The following is a 21,789-nucleotide window of genomic DNA, read 5'->3' as shown; positions in this document are numbered from 1 at the left end:
CGACAGGCCTGCCCTGTCGCGCGCGGCTGCTATGTCCGTCTGCCACTCAGGAGAGAAGATGCCCGAGGAATTCACCCCCGGCGCCACTCGTGTGCCGTTCTCCTTCGAGCTCTACCCGCCGCGCTCGGAGTCGAGCGAAGAGGCCCTGCACGAGACGGTGCGGCAGCTCGCCGCCGCCGGACCTGAGTTCCTCTCGGTCACGTACGGCGCCGGCGGATCGACCGGCGGACGATCCCTTGATGTCCTCCGCTACATCCGCGCCCACACCGACGTCGAACCGCTCGCGCACCTCACCTGCGTCGGGAACACCTACGCGGGGGCAGCGCGCCTGATCCGGGAGTTCCTGGATGCCGGCATCCTCAGCTTCCTCGCGCTGCGCGGCGACCCGCCGCAGGGGCAGACGGAGGCGTTCCTCGGGGACCTGGAGAGCGCGGCGCAGCTGGTGCAGCTCATCGACCGGGTGCAGGCGGAACGAGCGCCCTACGAGGAAGCGCCGGTTCCCGGCTTCCCTGGCGCGGCCAGGGTCGACCCGCGGCGAAAGGTCAACATCGCCGTCGCCGCATTCCCGAAGGGGCATCCGCGTGCGACGCATCGCACGCAGGACGTCGAGGCGCTACTGGCCAAGCAGGCGGCTGGGGCGACCTTCGCGATCACGCAGCTCTTCTTCCATGCCGACGACTACCTGGCCTTCGTCGAACGCGCTCGTGCCGCCGGGGTCACGATCCCGATCCTCCCCGGCATCATGCCGATCACTTCGCACGTCCGTCTCGCCCGTGTGCTGGAACTCACCGGGGAAGACCTGCCCAGCGAGCTCGCCATCGCGCTCGAGGTCGAGCCGACCCCCGAGGGCCGCCGCGAGATCGGGATCGAGTGGGCCGCTCGTCTCGCCCGCGAGGTCGTCGCCGGCGGCGCGCCCGGTGTGCACCTCTATGCCTTCAACCAGCACGACACCGTCCTCACCGTCCTCGCAGAAGCCGGCATCCTCCCGGCCCTGCGCCACTAGACCCCGCCGAAAGGAAAGACCATGACTGCATTCCCCGAGGGAACCATCCTCGGCTACCCCCGTATCGGTCGCCGCCGCGAACTCAAGAAGGCCATCGAGTCGTTCTGGGCCGGCCGCATCGACGAGCAGGAGCTCGCGCGCACCTCCGCAGAGCTGCGGGCGACGACCCGCGAGCGGCTCGCTGCACTGGGCCTCGGCCGCACCGACTCCGCCATCCCCGAGTCGTTCTCGTACTACGACCAGGTGCTCGACGCCGCCGTCACGGTCGGCGCGATCCCGTCCCGTTTCGAGGGCCTGCGCGCTGCAGACGGCACGATCGGCCTGCCCGCGTACTTCACCATCGCCCGCGGCGAGGGGGAGCGCGCGCCGCTCGAGATGACGAAGTGGTTCGACTCGAACTACCACTACCTGGTGCCGGAGATCGGGCCGGAGACGGCCTTCTCGCTCTCCAGTGACCGCCTCGTGCGTGAGGTGGCCGAGGGCGTCGCCGCCGGCTTCGTGACCCGTCCCGTTGTCGTGGGCCCGGTGACGCTGCTTGCTCTCGCCAAGGCGTCGGATGACGCCCCCGAGGGCTTCGACCCGCTGTCCCGTCTCGACGACCTGCTCCCGGTCTATGTCGAGCTCCTGGCGCGGCTGAAGGATGCCGGCGCCGAATGGGTGCAGCTCGACGAGCCCGCGCTGGTCAGCGAGTCGCTTCCCGCGTCCGTCTCGCAGCTCTCGGACGCCGCAGCCCGTGCGCTCGCGGTGCTCGGCGGCGCGACCGAGCGTCCGTCTATCCTCGTCGCCGCACCCTATGCCGAGCTCGGCGAGGTGTTCCCCGTGCTCGCCGCTGCGCCCATCGAGGCGATCGCCGTCGACCTCGTCCGCGGCGGTGTGCCGACGGCAGCTGCCGGACTCGAGAGCAAGACCCTCGTCGGCGGCGTCATCGACGGCCACAACATCTGGCGCGGCGACCTCGCGGCGGCCTACGACAAGCTGGAGGCCCTCCGCGCGCTCGGCGCTGCTGCGGTCGCCGCATCCACCTCGACCTCGCTGCTGCACGTGCCGCACGATGTCGCGGACGAGACCAAGCTCGACGCTCGCCTGGTCTCCTGGCTCGCGTTCGCGGATCAGAAGGTCGAGCAGGTCGTCGTTCTCGCCCGTGGCCTCGGACAGGGTCGCGCTGCGATCGAGGATGAGCTCGCTGCGGCATCCGCTGCACTCGAAGACCGTCTGAGCGCACCCGGCGTCCGCGACGGCCTGGTCCGGCAGCGCGAGCTCAGCGACGCCGACTTCTCGCGGGTCTCGTACGAGGAGCGCGAGACGGCGCAGGAGGCGCTGGGGCTGCCTGCTCTGCCGCTCACCACGATCGGATCGTTCCCGCAGACCGGCGACATCCGCCGGGCACGGGCGCAGTACGGGCGCGGAGAGCTCCCGCAGGAGGACTACGAGGACTTCCTCCGGCGCGAGATCGACAGCGTCGTGTCGCTGCAGGAGGAGCTCGGTCTCGACGTGCTGGTGCACGGCGAGCCGGAGCGCAACGACATGGTGCAGTACTTCGCCGAGAACCTCGACGGCTTCGCGGTCACCGAGAACGGCTGGGTGCAGTCCTACGGGTCGCGTGCGACCCGCCCGTCGATCCTGTGGGGCGACGTGTCGCGTCCTGCCCCGATCACGGTCGACTGGTCCTCGTACGCGCAGTCTCTGACCGTGAAGCACATGAAGGGCATGCTCACCGGACCGGTCACGATCCTGGCGTGGTCGTTCGTGCGCGACGACCAGCCGCTGGGCGAGACCGCCAACCAGGTCGCGCTGGCGCTCCGCGAGGAGATCGCCGACCTCGAGACCGCCGGCATCGAGATCATCCAGGTCGACGAGCCGGCGCTGCGCGAGCTGCTGCCGCTGAAGCAGGCCGACCAGGCTGCATACCTGGACTGGTCCGTGGCATCCTTCCGCCTGTCCACGGGTGGTGCCGCCGCGGGAACGCAGATCCACACGCACCTCTGTTACTCGGAGTTCGGCGTTGTGATCGATGCGATCCGTGCCCTCGACGCCGATGTCACCTCGATCGAGGCGGCACGCAGCCGCATGGAGGTCGTCACCGACATCGCCGAGGTCGGCTTCGACCACGGCATCGGCCCTGGCGTCTACGACATCCACTCGCCGCGCGTTCCGAGCACATCGGAGATCGAAGCGCTGCTGCGCCGTGCCGTCGAGGAGATCCCGACGCGTCAGCTCTGGGTCAACCCGGACTGCGGCCTGAAGACCCGCGGCTACGCCGAGACGACCGAGTCGCTGCGCAACATCGTCGAGGCCACTCGTCGCGTGCGCGAGGACGTGAACGTCACGGCCTGACATCGCTGAAACGCAAGAACCGCTCTCCCCGAAGCCTGGGGAGAGCGGTTCTTGCGTTTCCAGCGAGTGGATGCCGGATGCTCAGACCGCGCGCAGCACCGCGACGACCTTGCCGAGCACGGTGGCCTCATCGCCGAGGATCGGCTCGAAGGAGGAGTTGCGGGGGAGCAGCCAGGTATGACCGTCGCGCTGGCGGAACGTCTTCACGGTCGCCTCACCGTCGAGCATCGCCGCGACGATCTCGCCGTTCTCCGCGCTGTTCTGCGAGCGGATGACGACCCAGTCGCCATCGCAGATCGCGGCGTCGATCATCGATTCGCCGGACACCTTGAGCATGAACAGATCGCCCTTGCCGACGAGTTGGCGGGGGAGCGGGAAGATCTCCTCGACCTGCTGATCGGCGGTGATCGGCACACCGGCCGCGATACGACCGACCAGAGGCACCATCGCCGCATCGCCCACCGGTGTCATCGCGTCAGCAGGATTCTCGCCGCTCTGACCGGGGAGGTCGATGAGCACCTCCATCGCGCGGGTCTTGCCCGGGTCGCGGCGCAGGTAACCGCTGAGCTCCAGTTGTCCGAGCTGATGAGTGACGCTGGAGAGCGACTTGAGGCCTACGGCATCGCCGATCTCGCGCATGCTCGGCGGGTAGCCATGGCTGGCGATCGACGTCTGGATGACCTCGAGGATCGCCATCTGCTTCGGGCTGAGGCTCTTCCGACGGCGCGTTCGCGGTGCCTCTGACTCGGGGGCTGAGTTCTCGCTCATGGTGCTCCTTCAGTAGGCGAACCCGACGCTGCTCTTCGAATGTCGGTGGCCCGTGGTGGGGTGTTCCTATCGAAACCGTATCCGAGAATCGGGCCGATGTGGAAGATCTGTTCGAGCGTGTCGCCCGATTCTCGAACTCTATTTCGAAGAACGCTTGACAGATGTTCGAACTCGAAGATATCTTCGGTACGTAGCTTCGCATTCACGGCTCCCGGCCGAGGCGAGAATGCGAACGCTACGCCAACTTCCCCCGTTCCGCGGGGCGAGAGCACAGGGAGTAAGAGATGAGCACCATCACCTTCAGCAATGCGGCAGTCATCCCGGCACGCCCGGCGACGCGGCTTCGGCTGACGGTTCGCGGTCGTCGTCTGCTCCTCGCAGTCGCTGCTCTCCCGCTCGCCGTCGGCATCGCCTTCGCAGCGATCAGCGGTGGGGGTGCGATCGCCTCGGGTGAGAGCGTCGCAACCGCCACCTTCGAGACGGTGACGGTGATGCCGGGCGACACCCTGTGGTCGATCGCCGGAGACGTCGCCCCCGACGCCGATCCCCGCGATGTCATCGGAGAGATCTCCCGACTCAATCTGCTGCAGGACGGCATGCTCCAGATCGGGCAAGAACTCGCGATTCCCGCCCAGTTCTCCCACTGACGTTCGGTGGGACCGGTGAGCCGACGGGAAACCTGGCGTCACCGGATGAGCACAGAGGCTCGCAGCGTTCTAGCATGGGAGGGGTGACCGCCTCTCTCGACGACCTGCCGCTGCGTGACGATCTTCGCGGGCTCACCCCGTACGGCGCACCGCAGGCACCGCTTCCGATCGCCCTCAACGTCAACGAGAACACGCACCCGGTGCCCGATGAGGTGGCCAGCGACATTCTCGACGACATCGCCGTCGCGCTGCGGGACGTGAACCGATACCCCGACCGCGAGTTCACCACCCTGCGCGAGGGATTCGCCGAGTATCTCGGCCACGGTCTGGACGCGGATCAGATCTGGGCCGGCAACGGCTCCAATGAGGTGCTGCAGCACATCCTCCAGGCCTTTGCGGGGCCGGGGCGCACGGCGTTCGGGTTCGCGCCCACCTACTCCATGTATCCGCTGATCGCTCAGGGGACGGGTGCGCGGTGGATCGCCGGGGTGCGGGAGCCGGACTACACGATCACGCCGGAGGAGGCGGTCGCGCAGGTCGAACAGGTCGACCCCGACGTCATCCTCCTCTGTTCGCCGAACAATCCCACCGGAACACCGCTCGGCCTCGACGTCATCGAAGCCGTGTACGAGGTCGCACGTGGCGTCGTCATCGTCGATGAGGCCTATCAGGAGTTCGCACCGAAGGAGGCGGCATCCGCGTTGTCCCTCCTCGAAGGACGCCCTCGTCTTGCCGTGTCCCGAACGATGAGCAAGGCGTTCGCCTTCGCCGGTGCGCGCGTCGGCTATCTCGCTGCTGACCCCGCCTTCATCGACGCGTTGCGACTGGTGCGGCTGCCCTATCACCTGAGTGCGCTCACGCAGGCGGCGGCCGTCGCCGCGCTGCGCAACTCCGCGATCATGCTGAGCATGGTCGACGAGATCGTCGAGCAGCGTGATCGCATCGCGGCGACGCTGGAGGCGCTGGGATACACGCCGCACGAGTCCTGGTCGAACTTCGTGTTGTTCGGCGGGGTCAGCGACCCCAAGCGCACCTGGCAGCAGCTCTACGACCGCGGTGTCCTCATTCGCGACGTCGGCATCCCCGGGCACCTGAGAGTCACCGCCGGAACCGAGGCCGAGAGCACCGCATTTCTGGATGCTCTCGCGTCGATAGAATCAGCATCATGAGCGCCCCCCGCACCGCCAGTCGCGTCCGCAGCACGTCGGAGTCCACCGTCGAACTGGAACTGAACCTCGACGGCACCGGTGCGAGCCGCATCGACACGTCCGTGCCGTTCTTCGACCACATGCTCACCGCGTTCGCGAAGCACTCGCTCACCGACCTCACCGTGCGCGCCTCCGGCGACACCCACATCGACGCGCACCACACCGTCGAGGACGTGTCCATCGTCCTCGGGCAGGCGATCGCCGAGGCGCTGGGCGACAAGTCCGGCATCTCACGGTACGGCGATGCGCTCGTTCCCCTCGACGAGGCGCTCGCGCAGGCCGTGGTCGACATCAGCGGCCGTCCGTATCTCGTGCACGACGGCGAGCCGGCCGGATTCGAGCACCACCTCATCGGCGGTCACTTCACCGGTTCGCTCGTGCGCCACTCCTTCGAAGCGATCACCTTCGGCGCCGGACTCACCGTGCACATCCGGGTGCTCGGCGGGCGCGACCCGCACCACATCGCCGAGGCGGAGTACAAGGCGTTCGCTCGCGCGTTCCGCCAGGCGAAGGCGCTCGACCCGCTCGTCGATGGCATCCCGTCCACCAAGGGTGCACTGTGACGCGCACGCCTCGCATCGCCGTCTTCGACTACGAGTCCGGCAACGTGCACTCTGCCGTGAAGGCGCTCATCGCCGCCGGCGCGGATGCTGTGCTCACCGGTGACCGCAAAGAGGCGCTCGAGGCCGATGGCCTCGTCGTTCCCGGCGTCGGTGCCTTCGCGGCCGTCCGAGACGCGCTCAAGGCGCGCGGCGGTGACGAGATCATCGATCGACGTCTCGCCGGGGGGCGTCCGGTGCTGGGCATCTGCGTCGGGATGCAGGTGCTGTTCGAGCACGGCGTCGAGCGCGGGCAGGATTCCGAGGGCCTCGGCGAGTGGCCTGGTGCGGTGACCGAGCTCAACGCGCCGGTACTGCCGCACATGGGCTGGAACACCGTCGAACCCGGTTCGGGAAGCGTGCTCTTCGAGGGCATCGAACAGGAGCGGTTCTATTTCGTGCACTCCTACGCCGCGCAGGCCTGGGAACTCGACGTCATCCCACCGTTCCCGCAGCCGGTCCTGACGTGGACCACCTACGGCGATCCGTTCCTCGCAGCCGTGGAGAACGGACCGCTGTCGGCGACCCAGTTCCACCCCGAGAAGTCCGGCGAGGCCGGAATCCGGCTGCTGCGCAACTGGGTGCAGTCGCTGACCTGATCGCAGTCCGGCCGGGCGACGAACGGTTCCGTTGCTGTCAGAGTCCGCGGGCGACGGCTGCCGCGGCCGACAGCCAGGCCCGCTTCGTCACCGGATCCAGCGAACCCAGCTTGAGCGCGCCGTCGACGATCCCGCGGTCGAACGGGATGGTCACGACTTCGCGCGCAAGAGACCCGTACCCGTCGACGATCTGATCGACGTCTGCCTGCGATGCCTTGGGATCGGCCTGCGTCACTACGACCACCGACTGTCGGGCCAGCTGCGCTGACCGCGCATCGCGCTCCTCGAGCGCCTCCAGCAGGAGTGCTCCGGCCTCGGCGTGGTCGTCTCGGGTGGTCGTCGCCACGACGATCTGGTCGGAGCGATCGATCATCCGCAGCCACATCGGATCGGACTCGTCGTTGCCCGAGTCGATGATGATCAGGCGATAGAACTTGGCGGCGACGGCGTGGATCGCGTCGACGTCGTCGGGGTTGAGTCGGTTCTCGTGGGCGAGCCTGATCGGCTTGGAGCGCAGGACGTCGTACTTCTCCCGCGGCTGGTGGTGGACGAAATGTGCGAGATCGGCAGACTGACCGCGCGCACCGAGCAGCCGCTCCGTCTCGGGCAGGAGTTCGAGGAGCGTGCGATCGTGCGGGCCGCTTTCCGTGCGCCAGCCGAGGGTGCCCCTGGTCTGATTGTTGTCCCATGCCAGGACGCCGGCGCCTCCGTACTGGGCGAAGACCGCGGAGAGGAGCACTGTTGTCGGCGTCTTCCCGGCGCCGCCCTTGCCGTTCACGACCGCGACGGTCCGCGGGCCGGGCCAGTGCTGGCTGACAGCGTGCTCGTCGTCACGGACCGCCTGCTCGGCGGCGCTCGGACGCAGCGAGAACCCGAGACGATTCAGCGCGCCCCGTGCGCCGCGGCGGGCCGGCTCCTCGCGCCGCTCCTGATGCAGGAACGACGGCCGCTCCGCGCGGTCCCGCTGCGTGCGGCGTGAGGGCGCGGGTTCCGAGGCGACCTCGAGCTCGCGCTCGGGTGCCGCGACCAACGGTGCCGCGCTCGACGTCGCTGCCACCCGCGGAACCTCGCCGGCGGTGATCGGCACGTCGAAGAGGAGGCCCGCGGGAAGCGGCTCCTCATGGACGCGCTCTTCGAACACGGGTTCGGCGGAGACCGCTTCAGGCACGTTCACGGGTTCGGGGTTGCCACGTCGCAGCGGACCGACTCCGCGCAGATCAGAATCGTTGGCCATCGTTCATCGCCCTCCCCGAATCGAACACGGTTGCACACGAGGCTACCCTCTTGCCTTGTGTCGATCGGTATCGCCCCATTTGAACCGGTCCCGGCGTCGGACTAGTGTCGATTCTCGTGCCGATGAATCGGCCGCTCCATTTCACCTGAGGACGACATGAACGACTTCGCGTCAACTCCCACTCTCACCCTGCTCCCCGCAGTCGACGTCGCCGGCGGTAAGGCCGTGCGTCTGACGCAGGGCGAAGCCGGCACCGAGACCAACTACGGCGACCCGCTGGACGCCGCAGGGGAGTGGGTCGCGCAGGGCGCGAAGTGGATCCACCTGGTCGACCTGGATGCCGCCTTCGGTCGCGGCAGCAACACTCCGATCCTGCGCAAGGTGATCAAGCAGTTCCGCAACGTGAACGTCGAGCTCTCCGGCGGCATCCGTGACGACGCCACGCTGGAAGCGGCCCTGGAGAGCGGCGCGACGCGCATCAACCTGGGCACCGCAGCACTGGAGAACCCCGAGTGGGCCGCCGACGTCATCGGACGCTACGGCGAGGCGATCGCCGTCGGCCTTGACGTGCGCGGTACGACGCTCGCGGCGCGCGGCTGGACCAAGGAGGGCGGCGACCTCTGGGAGGTGCTCGACCGTCTCGAGGAGGCCGGCTGCAGCCGCTACGTCGTGACCGACGTCACCAAGGACGGCACACTGCGCGGCCCGAACCTCGAACTTCTCCGCGAGGTCGTGGCGCGCACTCCGAAGCCCGTCGTCGCCTCGGGTGGGATCTCCAGCCTCGATGACATCGCGGCCCTCCGCGAACTGGTGCCGTTGGGTGTCGAAGGCGCCATCGTCGGCAAGGCCCTCTACGCCGGCGCCTTCACGCTGGCTGAGGCGCTGGATGTCGCAGGAGACTGACGGCGCCTGCGATCACGGCTCGGGCGCGGCCGGCGATTCGGCGGCACCGGGCGCGGCCCGCGATTCGGCCGGCGTCCCCTGGGAGGGGCGCAGCTTCGAGGCGAACCCGCACGCCGCCGACGACGGTTCCGCCGATCCCGTGCTGCTCGATGCCCTGCTGCGTTTCCGCGCGGGGCAGGGGAGTCAGGCTGAGGTCGTCGACGCCTTTCGCAGCGCGCGGGTGCTCATCCCGCTCGTCGCGGAGAAGGGCGAGGAGGGCACAGCCCCGAACGGGCTGACGGTCGACAAGACGCAGGAACTGTCGATCGTGACGGTGGCTGCTCCCGACGGCCGTCGTGTGCAGCCGGTGTTCTCCTCGGTCGAGGCGATGTCGAAGTGGGATGCCACGGCGCGGCCGATCCCGGTCGAAGCCGTGCGTGCGGCCCTGGCAGCGTCCGCAGAAGACACCGACCTGATCGTGCTGGACCCGACATCCGACACCGAGTTCGTCATCCGTCGCCCGGCCGTCTGGGCGATCGCGCAGGGACACGCCTGGGAGCCGAGCTTCCTGTCGCCGGAGGTCTTCGCCGCCCTCCAGGAGAGCATCTGGCACGAACTCGCGGTTATCGATGTCGCTGTCGCTGCCGGCGACCCCGACGCGCGCCTGCGGGGACCCGAGCTCATCGTGATCCTCGAGCTCGTCGACGGCCTGGAGCGCGAGGTGCTCGACGCCGTCCTCGCCCGACTGGCTCAGCGCTGGGCGTCCGACGATCGCATCGCGGTCCTCGCCGACTCCCTCACCGTCAAGCTCCGCCGCAGCGCCTGACCGGGATCTAGGGTGGCGGCATGCGTAGAACAGCGGTCGCGATCCTCACGGTGCTGCTGTTGGTCGGTGTGACCGCGTGCGCGCAGCTCTTCCCGCGCAACTGCCCCGCGATCGGGTGGATCAACACCGTCGAGATCGACGCATCCGTGTACGGCGACGACGCGTTTATACAGCTCTGCACGGATGCGGGCTGCTCTCCGGCTCCGGGAGAGACGGAAACGCCCCCTCTCGACCTGAGCACCCCTGTCCGTGGAGATGTCGACACCTTCCAGTTCGGCATGACCGCACCAGACGAGGTCCTGCTCCGCGTCTACGGGGCCGACGGCGCTCTCATCGTGGAAGAGCAGCACGAGATCGGTTGGACGCATTCGACCGATCCCTGCGGGGGCCCTTCGACAGCCAACCCGGTAGTCGTGGAACGGTGAAGCCGTCACCTCAGTTCAAGTCTCTGCTGATTCCCAAGGTCACACGCGCGAGACGTGAGGGGGAGGGATCATGCCCGGGGCGAGCATCGGGAGGGGCCCGCGAAGCGGGAGGGTCCCCGCTCTGCGAGCGAAGGGCATGATCCCGAGCCCGGAAGCAGAAGCTAGTTGACCGGGCCCGTCCACTTCTCGCCAGGTCCCTTGCCGATCGGGTCGGGGATGACGGATGCTTCGCGGAATGCGAGCTGCAGCGACCGGAGGCCGTCGCGGAGCGACCGCGCGTGCATATCGCTGATCTCCGGGGCGCCGGCGGTGATGAGTCCGGCGAGGGCGTTGATGAGCTTGCGCGCCTCATCGAGATCGAGCTCGGCATCCGGGTCGTGCGCCAGGCCGACCTTGACGGCGGCGGCACTCATCAAGTGCACGGCGGCTGTCGTGATCACTTCGACGGCTGGGACATCGGCAATGTCCCTCGTGGCCGAAGACGCTGCCTCCTCCTGCCGTGCCCAGCGCTCTTCGCGCTCGCGATCTGCCTGGTCCTGACCCTGAGTCGTCACTTCGCCTTGCCTTCTGTTAGACTTTGTCGGGCTCCGGAGCGTAAATGCTCCGGTACGAAAGAGGATTCACTTCCCACCCGCGCTTGCCGTTCCAGGCTACCGGGTCCAGCACTCCGCCGGCTCCGTCCGGTAGTTCGGTCAGATCCGCGAGGAAACCTGTCCGATGTCAGGGTGCGAAGCCGGTATCTGAATGCCGGTGGGTGGGGGACGATTCCGAATTCGCCCGTGATGCAGAAAGCATCGCGGAGGCCGAATCGCATCGTCTAAGGAGCACCTATCAGCGATCCCCGCACTAATGAGCGCATCCGCGTCCCCGAGGTTCGCCTCGTCGGCCCCGCGGGTGAGCAGATCGGCGTCGTCCGCATCGAGGCGGCGTTGCGCCTTGCGCAGGAAGCTGACCTCGATCTCGTCGAGGTCGCCCCGAACTCGAAGCCGCCTGTGGTCAAGATCATGGACTACGGCAAGTTCAAGTACGAGGCCGCCCAGAAGGAAAAGGAAGCTCGCCGCAACCAGGCGAACACGATCCTCAAGGAAGTCCGCTTCCGTCTGAAGATCGAGGCGCACGATTACACGACCAAGCTCAAGCGCGCCGAGGGCTTCCTCAAGGCCGGCGACAAGGTCAAGGCAATGATCCTGTTCCGCGGTCGCGAGCAGTCGCGTCCCGAGCAGGGTGTGCGCTTGCTGCGCAAGTTCGCCGAGGACGTCGCCGAGCTCGGCACGGTCGAGTCGAACCCGACCATCGACGGTCGCAACATGGTCATGGTCGTGGCTCCGCTGAAGAGCAAGTCCGAGGCGAAGCAGGAGCAGAACGCTGTTCGCGACGCGCAGCGCGCTGCGAACAAGCAGGCCACGCGTGAAGCGAAGAGCGAAGCAGATGCTCCCGCCGTCGTCGAGGATGCCGCGGGCTGAGGCCCGCCCACAAGACTCCCGCATTGCGGGTTGACAACGTCGCCTGAGAAGGCGCCATACGAAGGAAGAGAAGATGCCGAAGCAGAAGACCCACTCGGGTGCTAAGAAGCGCTTCAAGATCACCGGCAGCGGCAAGCTGAAGAAGCAGCAGGCCGGGATGCGTCACAACCTCGAGCACAAGTCGAGCCGTCGCACCCGTCGTCTGAACCAGGACCAGGTGCTCTCGAAGGCCGACACCAAGGTCGCGAAGAAGCTTCTCGGTCGCTGACGCGCCCGAACGCAGGAATAGGAAGAAGTCATGGCAAGAGTAAAGCGGGCGGTAAACGCCCACAAGAAGCGTCGCGTCATCCTCGAGCGCGCCTCCGGCTACCGTGGTCAGCGTTCGCGCCTGTACCGCAAGGCCAAGGAACAGGTCATCCACTCCCTGGTCTACTCGTACCGGGATCGCCGCAAGCGCAAGGGCGACTTCCGCCGCCTGTGGATCCAGCGCATCAACGCCGCTGCACGCCAGAACGGCATGACCTACAACCGTTTCATCCAGGGCCTCGGCCTCGCGGGCGTCACGGTCGACCGTCGTATGCTCGCCGACCTCGCGGTCAACGACGCAGCGACGTTCACGTCTCTCATCGAGACGGCCAAGAAGGCTCTGCCTTCCGACGTCAACGCACCGAAGTCGGCCGCGTAAGCAGCTCTTCCGTCGCGCAAGCGACTCAGATCAGAGGGCGCTCTCCTTCGGGAGGGCGCCCTCTGGCGTCTTCCCGCATCGGCCGCTTCGCGCGGAGCATCCGCCCGACCACGCCCTCGGTGATGAGAGCGAGCAGCACCGCGGATGCGTAGACGAGCAGGTCACGCGGGTCGAACCCCGAGCCGAAGACCAACTGCACGGGTGGGAACACGGCGCTCCACGCCCGGGGGAGACCCGTGAGCTGCAGCAGTTCGATCGCGAAGCACACGGCGACGGCGCCCGTCGCCCGCCACGCAGCGGGGCGACGCGGGAAGACGACAGCCACGAACAGATAGATCATCACCGCATAGAGGGCATCGCCCACGATGTCGCCGACCATGCCTTCGCCGAAGCGGTGCACGAGAAGCCCCGCGCCGATCGTGATGGCGGTGAGGGCGACGAGCGTGACCCGGCGTGCTCTCGTCGCGGCAGGGGCATCCGTCGTCATCGACGCACCCTATCGAGCCCATCTGGATCTGACCCGAGTAGCGTGGTGACCCGGAGTGTCTCCGCGGGAGCCGACGTACTCTCTAGACTGAGAACGTGCTGGAGAACCCCCGCTCCCCCCGAGTCCGTGCCGTCGCGAAACTGACCAAGCGCAGCGCGCGCACCGAGACCGGCCTGTTCCTTCTTGAAGGTCCGCAGGCCGTCCGTGAGGCGCTGACCTATCGACCCGAATCGATCGTCGACCTGTTCGCCACCCCGACGGGGTGGGAGAAGCATCCCGACATCCGTGCCGCGGCGGCAGAGAACGCCGTCGTGGTCGAGTACGTCACCGAGTACGTCCTCAACGCGATGGCAGACACCGTCACCCCTCAGGGGCTCGTCGCGGTGGTGCGCCAGACTCCGACGTCGGTGCGCGAGATCTTCGCTGCCTCTCCTCGTCTGGTCGCGATCTGCGAGGAGGTGCGCGATCCTGGAAACCTCGGGACGATCATCAGGGCAGCGGATGCCGCAGGTGCCGACGCCGTGGTGCTGACCGGCCGCACCGTCGATCCGTACAACCCGAAGGTGGTGCGCGCCACCACCGGGTCCCTGTTCCACCTGCCCGTATCTGTGGGCGGTGATCTGTCCGATGTCATCAAGCGTGCACATGCGGCCGGGCTCAACATCCTCGCCGCAGACGTCAAGGGCGATGACCTGCTGCAGGCCCGTTCCGAGGGCGTGCTGGCCGAGCCGACAGCCTGGCTGTTCGGAAACGAGGCGCATGGACTGGAGGACAGCGCGTTGTCGCTCGCCGATCGGGTGCTCAGGCTGCCGATCTTCGGCCGCGCCGAATCGCTGAACCTGGCGACCGCGGCCAGTGTCTGCCTCTATGAGAGCGCCTTCTCGCAGCGCGCCGACGCCACCCGCTGAGCACCGGCCGCGCAGCGAAGCCGCGGATCGCGCGGTTACAAGTGTGTAACCACATCGAGTTGCTCTCGTCTGCGTGAGCGTCAACTCCTAGGGTGGGGGCATGGCACAAAGCAATGGCGCGCCGCGCGAAGGCGGTACCCCCCTGGTGGTGGTGGACAACGTCCAGAAGCACTACGGCGATTTCCAGGCTCTGACCGACATCGACCTGACCGTCAACTCCGGTGAGGTCGTCGTCGTCATCGGTCCGTCCGGCTCGGGAAAGTCGACGCTGTGCCGCACGATCAACCGCCTGGAGACGATCACCAGCGGCACGATCAGCATCGACGGCAAGGCGCTGCCCGCCGAAGGCAAGGGCCTCGCCAACCTCAGGGCTGACGTCGGCATGGTCTTCCAGTCCTTCAATCTCTTCGCGCACCTCACGATCCTCGAGAACGTGACGCTCGGACCGATCAAGGTCCGCGGCCTCAAGAAGGCGGATGCCGACAAAGAGGCGATGGCGCTTCTCGAACGCGTGGGCGTCGCCAAGCAGGCGTCGAAGCTTCCCGCACAGCTCTCCGGTGGTCAGCAGCAGCGTGTCGCGATCGCCAGGGCCCTGGCGATGCGCCCCAAGGTGATGCTCTTCGACGAGCCGACCAGCGCGCTCGACCCTGAGATGATCAACGAGGTCCTCGACGTGATGGTCGGACTGGCGCATGAGGGGATGACGATGATCGTCGTCACCCACGAGATGGGCTTCGCGCGCAAGGCCGCCGATCGGGTCGTCTTCATGGCCGACGGGCGCATCGTCGAAGAGGCGACGCCCGAGGAGTTCTTCACGAACCCGAAGAGCGACCGTGCCAAGGACTTCCTCTCGAAGCTCCTCACCCACTGAACTTTTCTGACCCTGCATTCACAGCACACGAAGGAGACGCACATGCGACGCACACGGACACTGGCGGGCATCGGAATCGCGGCAGCAGCACTGCTGGCGCTGACCGCCTGCAACAGCGGCACCCCGACGAACCCCGGCGGCGGCGCCGAGGAGCCCACCGAGGATTCGACCTGGTTCGAGGTTGCGAAGGACGTGGCTCTCGAGGGCAGCCCCACGTTCGACGCGATCGCCGCGCGCGACAAGGTCATCGTCGGCGTCAAGGAGGACCAGCCCGGTCTCGGCTACCTCGACGTCACGTCGGGCGAGCGCACCGGCTTCGATATCGACATCGCACGCTGGATCGCGGCTTCGCTCGGCTACGACGAGGACAAGATCGAGTTCAAGCCGATCGCCTCCGCCAACCGCGAGCAGGCCATCACGAACGGTGACATCGACTACTACGTCGGCACCTACTCGATCAACGACAAGCGCAAGGAACTGATCGACTTCGCCGGCCCCTACTTCATCACCGGTCAGGGCCTGCTCGTCGCGGCAGACGCCGAAGAAGCCGACAAGCTCGAGGACTTCAACGGCAAGACCGTCTGCTCCGCGACCGGCTCCACGCCGATCCAGAACATCAAGGCGAACTTCCCTGACATCAAGACGCAGGAGTACGACCTGTACTCCGCCTGCGTTCAGGACCTCATCGACGGCAAGGTCGACGCGGTCACCACCGACCAGGCGATCCTGATCGGCTACGCCGCCCAGTACCCGGACGACGTCAAGGTCACCGGCCCGCTGTTCACCGAGGAGCGCTACGGCGTCGGCCTCACCAAGGGCGACGACGTGATGCGCGCACACATCAACGAGCTGTTCACGGACGGCGGCGAGATCTGGCAGGCGATCTTCGATGCGAACCTCGGCGAGTCCGGCATCGAGGTCGAGCAGCCCAAGGTCGACGCGTACTGATCTGACCGGGGGCGGCCTCCTCTCCCGGAGGCCGCCCCGTACAGCTTGAAGAAGGGCAGGGTGGCGTGGACGTCATCTTCGGCAACCTCGACCTGTGGGGAGAGGCGATCGGCAACACGCTGCTCGTCTTCTTCATCGGCGGGATCATCGCGCTCGTGCTGGGAATCATCGTCGGCGCGATGCGCGTCTCGCCGGTGCCGATCGCGCGCAGCGTCGGCACGGTGTACGTCAACCTCGTACGCAACACCCCGCTCACCCTGGTCTTCTTCTTCTTCGTGTTCGGCTACCCGCAACTCGGGCTGCCGAACCTGTCGAACACGGTGCTCGGCATCCTGGCGATCGGCGTCTACACGGCGACCTACGTCGCCGAGGTGCTGCGCGCCGGCATCAACACGGTGCCGGTCGGGCAGGCCGAGGCCGCTCGAGCCATCGGCCTTCCGTTCGGCCAGGTGATGACCTCCGTCATCCTTCCGCAGGCCTTCCGCTCGGTCGTCCCGCCGATGATGAGCGTGTTCATCGCGTTGCTGAAGAACACCACGGTCGCCGCCGGCTTCTCGATCGCCGAGCTCGCCGCACTCCGATCGACGATCAACGATGCCGCGGACAGGCCGGGCAACCCGATGGAGGTCCTGCTCTGGGTGGCCGTCGTCTTCGTGGCGCTGGTCATGGTGATGAGCGGCCTGCAGCGCTATCTCGAGAACCGATGGAGGATCGCACGATGACTTCCGTGCTCTACGACGTCCCCGGCCCCCGGGCGATCGCTCGCAACCGCATCCTCGCCGTCGTCACCATCCTCGTGGTGCTCGCGGCCCTTGGTTTCGTGATCTACCGGATGCTCGTCACCGGTCAGTTCTCCGAGCAGAAGTGGTTCGTCTTCACGTTCTCGAACGTCTGGATGGGCATCGGGAAGGCGCTCGGGAACACTCTCGCCGCCTTCGCCCTCGCCGCAGTGCTCAGCATCGTGCTCGGCTTCGTCCTCGCGATCGGCCGGCTCTCCGATCACGCGTGGGTGCGCATTCCCGTCACCGTGATCACCGAGCTGTTCCGCGCCGTGCCGGTGCTCGTCTTCATGATGCTGCTGTACTACGGGCTGCCGGTCGTCGGCGTGAAGATGGACCCGTACTGGGCCGTCGTGCTCGCGCTCATGGTCTACAACGGTTCCGTGCTCGCCGAGGTCCTCCGTGCGGGCGTCGAATCGCTCCCTCGGGGCCAGAAGGAAGCCGGCTACGCCGTCGGCCTGCGCAAGAGCGGCGTCATGCGGCTGATCCTGTTCCCGCAGGCGATCCGCGCCATGCTCCCGGTGATCGTGGCGCAGCTCGTCGTGACGATGAAGGACACTGCACTCGGCTTCATCATCACCTACCCCGAACTGCTGTACTACGCCAAGCAGCTCACCTCGCAGCAGGGGCGTCCGATCCTGCAGTCTGCGTTCGTCATCGGCGGCATCTACATCATCATGTGCCTCATCCTCTCGGGGATCGCCAAGTGGGTGGAGATCCGCACGCGGCGTTCCCCCAAGGTGCGCGGAATCGTGGAGGCAGCCGGTGCCGACCCGCGTCTGCATGAGGACGGAACGAACACGGAACTGATCACCCTGCAGAAGGGCGGGAGCGGTCTGGACGGCGGCGCCGGGCTCCGCTGAGCCCGAACACCATGACCACCGTCGAGCCGGTTTCTCCGTACCCTCCCGCGACGAGTCGCGACCTGGATGGGTGGCTCTCGGAAGATCTTGCGGCCCTTCATCCGCCGGAGGCTCCGACGCGACTGCGGGCCCTCGCCGACACTCAAGCGGCAAGGGCCGGAGCCTGGGCGGGTGGTATCAGCGTCGGCGTTTCCGCGGCGATGGTCGGGCTCATACTCCTCCTCGTCACCGGTCGGATCTCGAGCGCCCCGCTCATCGGCGGGGGAGTCCTGCTCGCCGGCCTGTGCACGCTCTTCCTTGTCCGCGCGCAGCGTCGGATCCCTGACACGGGACGCCTGCGCAGCGTGCGTGGACCGGCCCGGCTCCGCGCCGGCATCAGCGCCGCCCTGGTGATCTACCTTCCGGTCACCGCCCTGATGGTCGTGGCCATGATCAGTACGGGCCGATTCTTCGGCCTGATCGTCGTGAATGTCGCGATCCTCCTGTTCCTCGTCTCCGCCTTCGTCGTGCCGGCCGGTGTGCTCGGCCGCGGCCGCGAATCGTTCCGTCGTCGAGCGATGACGGACGCCGCACTGCGTGCCCGGCTCGAGGAGGATCGGCTTTCCTGGAAGCCCGACCATGCCACGCCCATGTACGGTCCGCTCTGAGGCCAGGTCCGACAGGGGAGCGCACAGGGCGCGATGCAGTCCCCGGTAGACTCGACTCTCGTGTCTGAGTCTCCCGAGATCACCCCAGAAGCGGTCGAAGCCGCCGTCGCCGCGGCGCTCGATGCGATCCGCGCCACGGCCAGTACGACCGAGTTGAAGGCGGCCCGTGCCGCGCACGTGGCGGAAGGCTCGCCGCTGGCGGTCCTGAACGCGTCGATGCGCCAGGTCGCCCCCGAGAACAAGGCCGCATTCGGCAAGCTCGTCGGTCAGGGCCGAGGTCAGGTGACCCAGGCTCTCGCTGCCAAGGAAGCCGAACTCGCCGCGGCCGAGGTCGCCGCTCGACTGGAGGCGGAGCGCGTCGACATCACCGCGGTCGCCTCCCGTACGCGCGTCGGTGCTCGGCATCCGCTCACCCTGCTGCAGGACCAGGTCTCCGACATCTTCGTCGGCATGGGATGGGAGATCGCGGAGGGACCGGAGCTCGAGCATGAGTGGTTCAACTTCGACGCCCTGAACTTCGACGTCGATCACCCCGCACGCCAGATGCAGGACACCTTCTTCGTCGACCCGGCCGATCGCCATCTCGTCATGCGTACGCATACGAGTCCCGTGCAGGTGCGGTCGATGCTCGACCGCGAGGTTCCAATCTATGTGCTGTGCCCCGGCCGCGTGTACCGCACGGACGAGTTCGATGCGACGCACCTCCCGGTGTTCACCCAGTTCGAGGGTCTCGTCGTCGACAAGGGCATCACGATGGCTCACCTCAAGGGCACCCTCGATCACTTCGCGAAGCTGCTGTTCGGCCCGGAGGCGAAGACGCGCTTCCGCACGAACTACTTCCCCTTCACCGAGCCGTCCGCCGAGCTCGACCTCTGGCACCCGACCTTCAAGGGGGGCGCACGGTGGATCGAGTGGGGTGGCTGCGGCATGATCAACCCGAACGTGCTGCGCGCGGCGGGGATCGATCCGGAGGAGTACAGCGGTTTCGCCTTCGGCATGGGCATCGAGCGCGGCCTGATGTTCCGCAGCGATGTGCAGGACATGCGTGACATGGCCGAGGGCGATGTGCGCTTCAGCGAGCAGTTCGGGATGGTGGTGTGATGCGCGTCCCGCTTTCGTGGTTGCGTGAGTACGTGGATGTGGCAGCGGATGCCACTCCTGAAGATGTCCTCGCGGCATTGGTGACCGTCGGCTTCGAAGAGGAGGACATCCACCGCTTCGATATCACCGGTCCTGTCGTCGTCGGACAGGTGGTGTCCTTCGAAGACGAGCCGCAGTCCAACGGCAAGACGATCCGCTGGTGCCAGGTCGATGTCGGCGAGGCAGAGCCGCGTGGCGTCGTCTGCGGTGCCCATAACTTCGCCGTCGGTGACAAGGTCGTCGTGACCTTGCCCGGCGCCGTGCTGCCCGGCCCGTTCCCGATCGCTGCCCGCAAGACCTACGGCCACGTCTCCGACGGCATGATCGCCTCGGCGCGTGAGCTCGGTCTCGGCGACGAGCACAACGGGATCCTGATCCTTTCCGAGCTGGGCGTCGACGCGCCTGTCGGCACCGACGCGATCTCGTTGCTCGGTCTCGACGACGTCGCCGTCGAGATCAACGTCACCCCGGACCGCGGTTACGCCTTCTCGCTGCGCGGCGTCGCCCGGGAGTACTCGCACGCGACGGGTGCGGTCTTCCGCGACCCTGCCGACCGCGACTTCGCCGAACTCGCACCGGGAGAGGGCTTCTCGATCGTCGTCGACGACCAGGCGCCGATCCGCGGACGCGCCGGGGCGAGTGAGTTCGTGGCGCGCGTCGTGCGCGACGTCGACCCGTCCCGTCCGACGCCGCCGTGGATGATCGCCCGACTGTCGCTCGCCGGGATGCGATCGCTCGGCATCCTCATCGACATCACCAACTACGTCATGCTCGAGCTCGGCAACCCCGTGCACGGTTACGACCTCGACAAGCTCACCGGTGGCATCACCGTGCGTCGGGCGACGGCGGGCGAGAAGATCGAGACCCTTGACGGTCAGGTGCGCACCCTTCACGTCGAAGACCTGCTCATCACGGACGAGTCCGGCCCGATCGGCCTCGCCGGCGTCATGGGCGGCGCGACCACCGAGATGAGCGAGACGACTCGCAACGTCCTCATCGAAGCGGCGACCTTCGACCCGATCACGATCGCGCGCGCAGCCCGACGGCACAAGCTGCCCAGCGAGGCATCCCGCCGCTTCGAGCGCGGAACCGACCCGCTGCTTCCCTTCGTCGCCGCTCGTCGCGTCGCCGACCTCATGGTCGACCTGGCCGGTGGCGCATACGACGACCTCGGCGGTGCGCTGTTCGCCGAGGTGTTCGTCGAGGGCATCGAGCTCCCCGAGGGCTTCGTGCAAGGTCTCATCGGCGTCGACTACACGGATGCCGAGATCACGGGTGCCCTGACCATGATCGGCGCCGAGATCACCGCGGTCGGCCAGGGCTGGCAGGTCATCCCGCCCACCTGGCGTCCGGATCTCACCGACAAGTGGACGCTCGCCGAGGAAGTCGCCCGTATCCACGGGCTCGACCGCATCCCGTCGGTCCTTCCGACGCCGCCATCCGGGCGCGGACTCACGCCGCTGCAGCAGGGCCGACGCCGTGTCGCCGATGCGCTGGCAGCGGCAGGGTTCGTCGAGACGCCGGCCTTCCCCTTCACGACCGAGATGCAGAACGATCTGCACGGTTCGGCGTCGGGGGAGCACCTGCCGAGCATCCGGCTGGCAAACCCGCTCGACGGGCACGCGCCGTACCTGCGCCGCTCGCTGATCCCTGGTCTGCTGCAGATCGCGCACCGCAACATCTCGCGCGGCCTCACTGACCTCGCGTTGTTCGAGACCGGCATCGTGTTCCTCCCGGAACCGGGAGTGACGTATGGCACCGACACCGTGCCGCCGCTGGGCGAGCGTCCCTCCGAGGAGAAGCTCGCAGAGCTGAACGCCTCGATTCCTCCGCAGCACCGTCACGTCGCCGTCCTGCTCGCAGGCAACGTCGTCGCCCGTCAGCCTGGCCGTGCTGCAGAGGCCGCCGGCCTCGCTGAAGCGCTGGATGCTGTGCGTGTGATCGCTGCGGCTGCCGGCGTCGAGATCGATGTCGTGCAGGCCGAGCGCGCTGCTCTGCACCCGGGGCGCACCGGCTCGCTGGTCCTGGGGGGCGAGGAGGTCGGCTACGTCGGCGAACTGCACCCTGTCGTCGCCGAAGGCGCCGATCTGCCGGGGCGCGCGACCGTGCTCGAGGTGGACCTCGACCGCATCCTCGAGCTCGCTGGAAACCGTGTGGTCGCCGCATCGCTGTCGACGTTCCCGGCAGCGACGCAGGATGTCTCGCTCGTGGTCCCGGTCGCCGTCAGCGCTGCCGAACTGCGTGGCGCGCTCGTGGAGGGCGCCGGCGCGCTGCTCGAGACGGTGCGCCTCGTCGACGACTACCGCGGTGACGGAGTGCCCGACGGCTTCAAGAGCCTGACGTTCGCTCTGCGCTTCCGCGCGGACGATCGCACGCTCACGGCCGCAGAGGCGACGGAAGCCAAACTCGCCGGCGTCGCGCTGGCTGAGGAGCGCTTCGCGGCGACACTGCGCGACTGAGTACTGCGCAGCGG

24 protein-coding genes are annotated in these 21,789 nt (G+C 67.6%); 20 read left to right on the top strand and 4 right to left on the bottom strand.

Going from position 1 to position 21,789, the window contains the following annotated elements; translation table 11 throughout:
• Positions 1-58 precede the first annotated feature (58 nt).
• Both MRBLWH12_RS07495 and metE read left to right on the top strand, forming a co-directional pair.
• Positions 59-1,003, top strand: coding sequence for a methylenetetrahydrofolate reductase (locus tag MRBLWH12_RS07495; RefSeq protein WP_341974225.1), 945 nt, complete (start codon positions 59-61; stop codon positions 1,001-1,003).
• 21 nt (positions 1,004-1,024) lie between these two features.
• Positions 1,025-3,337 carry a 5-methyltetrahydropteroyltriglutamate--homocysteine S-methyltransferase gene (gene metE, locus MRBLWH12_RS07490; RefSeq protein WP_363547744.1) on the top strand — a complete coding sequence of 771 codons (2,313 nt, stop codon included), beginning with the start codon at positions 1,025-1,027 and terminating at the stop codon, positions 3,335-3,337.
• A gap of 81 nt (positions 3,338-3,418) precedes the next feature.
• Here the strand turns inward: metE and lexA are convergent, their stop codons facing one another.
• Positions 3,419-4,105: a transcriptional repressor LexA gene (gene lexA / locus MRBLWH12_RS07485; protein WP_341974227.1), complete on the bottom strand. Its 687-nt coding sequence runs from the start codon at positions 4,103-4,105 to the stop codon at positions 3,419-3,421.
• Between the two features lie 284 nt (positions 4,106-4,389).
• Between lexA and MRBLWH12_RS07480 the strand changes: the two genes are divergently transcribed.
• From MRBLWH12_RS07480 to hisH, 4 genes are all read left to right on the top strand, one after another.
• The gene (locus MRBLWH12_RS07480; RefSeq protein WP_341974228.1) at positions 4,390-4,752 is read left to right on the top strand and encodes a LysM peptidoglycan-binding domain-containing protein; all 363 of its coding nucleotides are present in this window, start codon (positions 4,390-4,392) and stop codon (positions 4,750-4,752) included.
• An 83-nt stretch (positions 4,753-4,835) separates the two neighbouring features.
• Complete coding sequence (locus tag MRBLWH12_RS07475) at positions 4,836-5,921, top strand: histidinol-phosphate transaminase (RefSeq protein ID WP_363547739.1); 1,086 nt, start codon at positions 4,836-4,838, stop codon at positions 5,919-5,921.
• Positions 5,918-6,523, top strand: a complete 606-nt coding sequence (gene hisB / locus MRBLWH12_RS07470) for an imidazoleglycerol-phosphate dehydratase HisB (RefSeq protein ID WP_341974230.1) — start codon at positions 5,918-5,920, stop codon at positions 6,521-6,523. Before MRBLWH12_RS07475 ends, hisB begins: the two co-directional genes overlap by 4 nt.
• Complete coding sequence (hisH, locus tag MRBLWH12_RS07465; protein WP_341974232.1) at positions 6,520-7,158, top strand: imidazole glycerol phosphate synthase subunit HisH; 639 nt, start codon at positions 6,520-6,522, stop codon at positions 7,156-7,158. The genes hisB and hisH overlap by 4 nt, the downstream gene beginning before the upstream one ends.
• A 37-nt stretch (positions 7,159-7,195) precedes the next feature.
• Here the strand turns inward: hisH and MRBLWH12_RS07460 are convergent, their stop codons facing one another.
• Positions 7,196-8,392 (bottom strand): MinD/ParA family ATP-binding protein, encoded by a 1,197-nt coding sequence (locus MRBLWH12_RS07460; protein ID WP_363547736.1) that lies wholly within the window; start codon positions 8,390-8,392, stop codon positions 7,196-7,198.
• 156 nt (positions 8,393-8,548) lie between these two features.
• Between MRBLWH12_RS07460 and priA the strand changes: the two genes are divergently transcribed.
• From priA to MRBLWH12_RS07445, 3 genes are read left to right on the top strand one after another with little or no spacing between them, the layout of a single operon-like run.
• Entirely contained in the window at positions 8,549-9,295 is a 747-nt protein-coding gene (gene priA / locus MRBLWH12_RS07455) for a bifunctional 1-(5-phosphoribosyl)-5-((5-phosphoribosylamino)methylideneamino)imidazole-4-carboxamide isomerase/phosphoribosylanthranilate isomerase PriA (protein ID WP_341974234.1), read from the top strand.
• The gene (locus MRBLWH12_RS07450) at positions 9,279-10,100 is read left to right on the top strand and encodes an SseB family protein (RefSeq protein WP_363547732.1); all 822 of its coding nucleotides are present in this window, start codon (positions 9,279-9,281) and stop codon (positions 10,098-10,100) included. Before priA ends, MRBLWH12_RS07450 begins: the two co-directional genes overlap by 17 nt.
• A gap of 20 nt (positions 10,101-10,120) precedes the next feature.
• Positions 10,121-10,525 (top strand): hypothetical protein, encoded by a 405-nt coding sequence (locus MRBLWH12_RS07445; RefSeq protein WP_363547729.1) that lies wholly within the window; start codon positions 10,121-10,123, stop codon positions 10,523-10,525.
• 161 nt (positions 10,526-10,686) lie between these two features.
• Here MRBLWH12_RS07445 and MRBLWH12_RS07440 read toward each other — a convergent pair whose 3' ends face one another.
• The gene (locus MRBLWH12_RS07440) at positions 10,687-11,079 is read right to left on the bottom strand and encodes a DUF1844 domain-containing protein (RefSeq protein ID WP_341974236.1); all 393 of its coding nucleotides are present in this window, start codon (positions 11,077-11,079) and stop codon (positions 10,687-10,689) included.
• 276 nt (positions 11,080-11,355) lie between these two features.
• Between MRBLWH12_RS07440 and infC the strand changes: the two genes are divergently transcribed.
• The 3 genes from infC to rplT all read left to right on the top strand — a co-directional run bounded on the left by infC (position 11,356) and on the right by rplT (position 12,673).
• A complete protein-coding gene (gene infC / locus MRBLWH12_RS07435) occupies positions 11,356-11,988 on the top strand; it encodes a translation initiation factor IF-3 (protein ID WP_341978372.1) in 633 nt (210 codons plus the stop codon).
• Positions 11,989-12,061: 73 nt separating this feature from the next.
• Positions 12,062-12,256 (top strand): 50S ribosomal protein L35, encoded by a 195-nt coding sequence (rpmI, locus tag MRBLWH12_RS07430; protein ID WP_017828564.1) that lies wholly within the window; start codon positions 12,062-12,064, stop codon positions 12,254-12,256.
• Positions 12,257-12,286: 30 nt separating this feature from the next.
• Positions 12,287-12,673, top strand: a complete 387-nt coding sequence (gene rplT / locus MRBLWH12_RS07425) for a 50S ribosomal protein L20 (RefSeq protein ID WP_102193108.1) — start codon at positions 12,287-12,289, stop codon at positions 12,671-12,673.
• A gap of 25 nt (positions 12,674-12,698) precedes the next feature.
• Here rplT and MRBLWH12_RS07420 read toward each other — a convergent pair whose 3' ends face one another.
• Positions 12,699-13,160, bottom strand: a complete 462-nt coding sequence (locus MRBLWH12_RS07420) for a DUF2809 domain-containing protein (protein ID WP_363547725.1) — start codon at positions 13,158-13,160, stop codon at positions 12,699-12,701.
• A gap of 95 nt (positions 13,161-13,255) precedes the next feature.
• Here MRBLWH12_RS07420 and MRBLWH12_RS07415 point away from each other — a divergent pair, with 95 nt between their 5' ends.
• The 8 genes from MRBLWH12_RS07415 to pheT all read left to right on the top strand — a co-directional run bounded on the left by MRBLWH12_RS07415 (position 13,256) and on the right by pheT (position 21,775).
• Positions 13,256-14,068, top strand: coding sequence for a TrmH family RNA methyltransferase (locus MRBLWH12_RS07415; RefSeq protein ID WP_341974239.1), 813 nt, complete (start codon positions 13,256-13,258; stop codon positions 14,066-14,068).
• Between the two features lie 100 nt (positions 14,069-14,168).
• The gene (locus MRBLWH12_RS07410; RefSeq protein WP_363547722.1) at positions 14,169-14,939 is read left to right on the top strand and encodes an amino acid ABC transporter ATP-binding protein; all 771 of its coding nucleotides are present in this window, start codon (positions 14,169-14,171) and stop codon (positions 14,937-14,939) included.
• Positions 14,940-14,981: 42 nt separating this feature from the next.
• Complete coding sequence (locus tag MRBLWH12_RS07405; RefSeq protein ID WP_341974241.1) at positions 14,982-15,887, top strand: glutamate ABC transporter substrate-binding protein; 906 nt, start codon at positions 14,982-14,984, stop codon at positions 15,885-15,887.
• Between the two features lie 65 nt (positions 15,888-15,952).
• Positions 15,953-16,609 carry an amino acid ABC transporter permease gene (locus tag MRBLWH12_RS07400; RefSeq protein WP_341974242.1) on the top strand — a complete coding sequence of 219 codons (657 nt, stop codon included), beginning with the start codon at positions 15,953-15,955 and terminating at the stop codon, positions 16,607-16,609.
• Positions 16,606-17,529: an amino acid ABC transporter permease gene (locus MRBLWH12_RS07395; protein ID WP_341974243.1), complete on the top strand. Its 924-nt coding sequence runs from the start codon at positions 16,606-16,608 to the stop codon at positions 17,527-17,529. The genes MRBLWH12_RS07400 and MRBLWH12_RS07395 overlap by 4 nt, the downstream gene beginning before the upstream one ends.
• 11 nt (positions 17,530-17,540) lie before the next feature.
• Positions 17,541-18,176, top strand: a complete 636-nt coding sequence (locus MRBLWH12_RS07390) for a hypothetical protein (protein ID WP_363547717.1) — start codon at positions 17,541-17,543, stop codon at positions 18,174-18,176.
• 60 nt (positions 18,177-18,236) lie between these two features.
• On the top strand, positions 18,237-19,277 hold the full coding sequence (gene pheS / locus MRBLWH12_RS07385) for a phenylalanine--tRNA ligase subunit alpha (protein ID WP_363547714.1): 1,041 nt from the start codon (positions 18,237-18,239) through the stop codon (positions 19,275-19,277).
• Positions 19,277-21,775 (top strand): phenylalanine--tRNA ligase subunit beta, encoded by a 2,499-nt coding sequence (gene pheT, locus MRBLWH12_RS07380; protein ID WP_363547711.1) that lies wholly within the window; start codon positions 19,277-19,279, stop codon positions 21,773-21,775. Before pheS ends, pheT begins: the two co-directional genes overlap by 1 nt.
• Positions 21,776-21,789 lie beyond the last annotated feature (14 nt).

The sequence above is a fragment of the Microbacterium sp. LWH12-1.2 genome, assembly GCF_040675825.1.
Taxonomy (GTDB): domain Bacteria; phylum Actinomycetota; class Actinomycetes; order Actinomycetales; family Microbacteriaceae; genus Microbacterium.
This window is presented reverse-complemented; position numbering and strand designations above follow the sequence as displayed.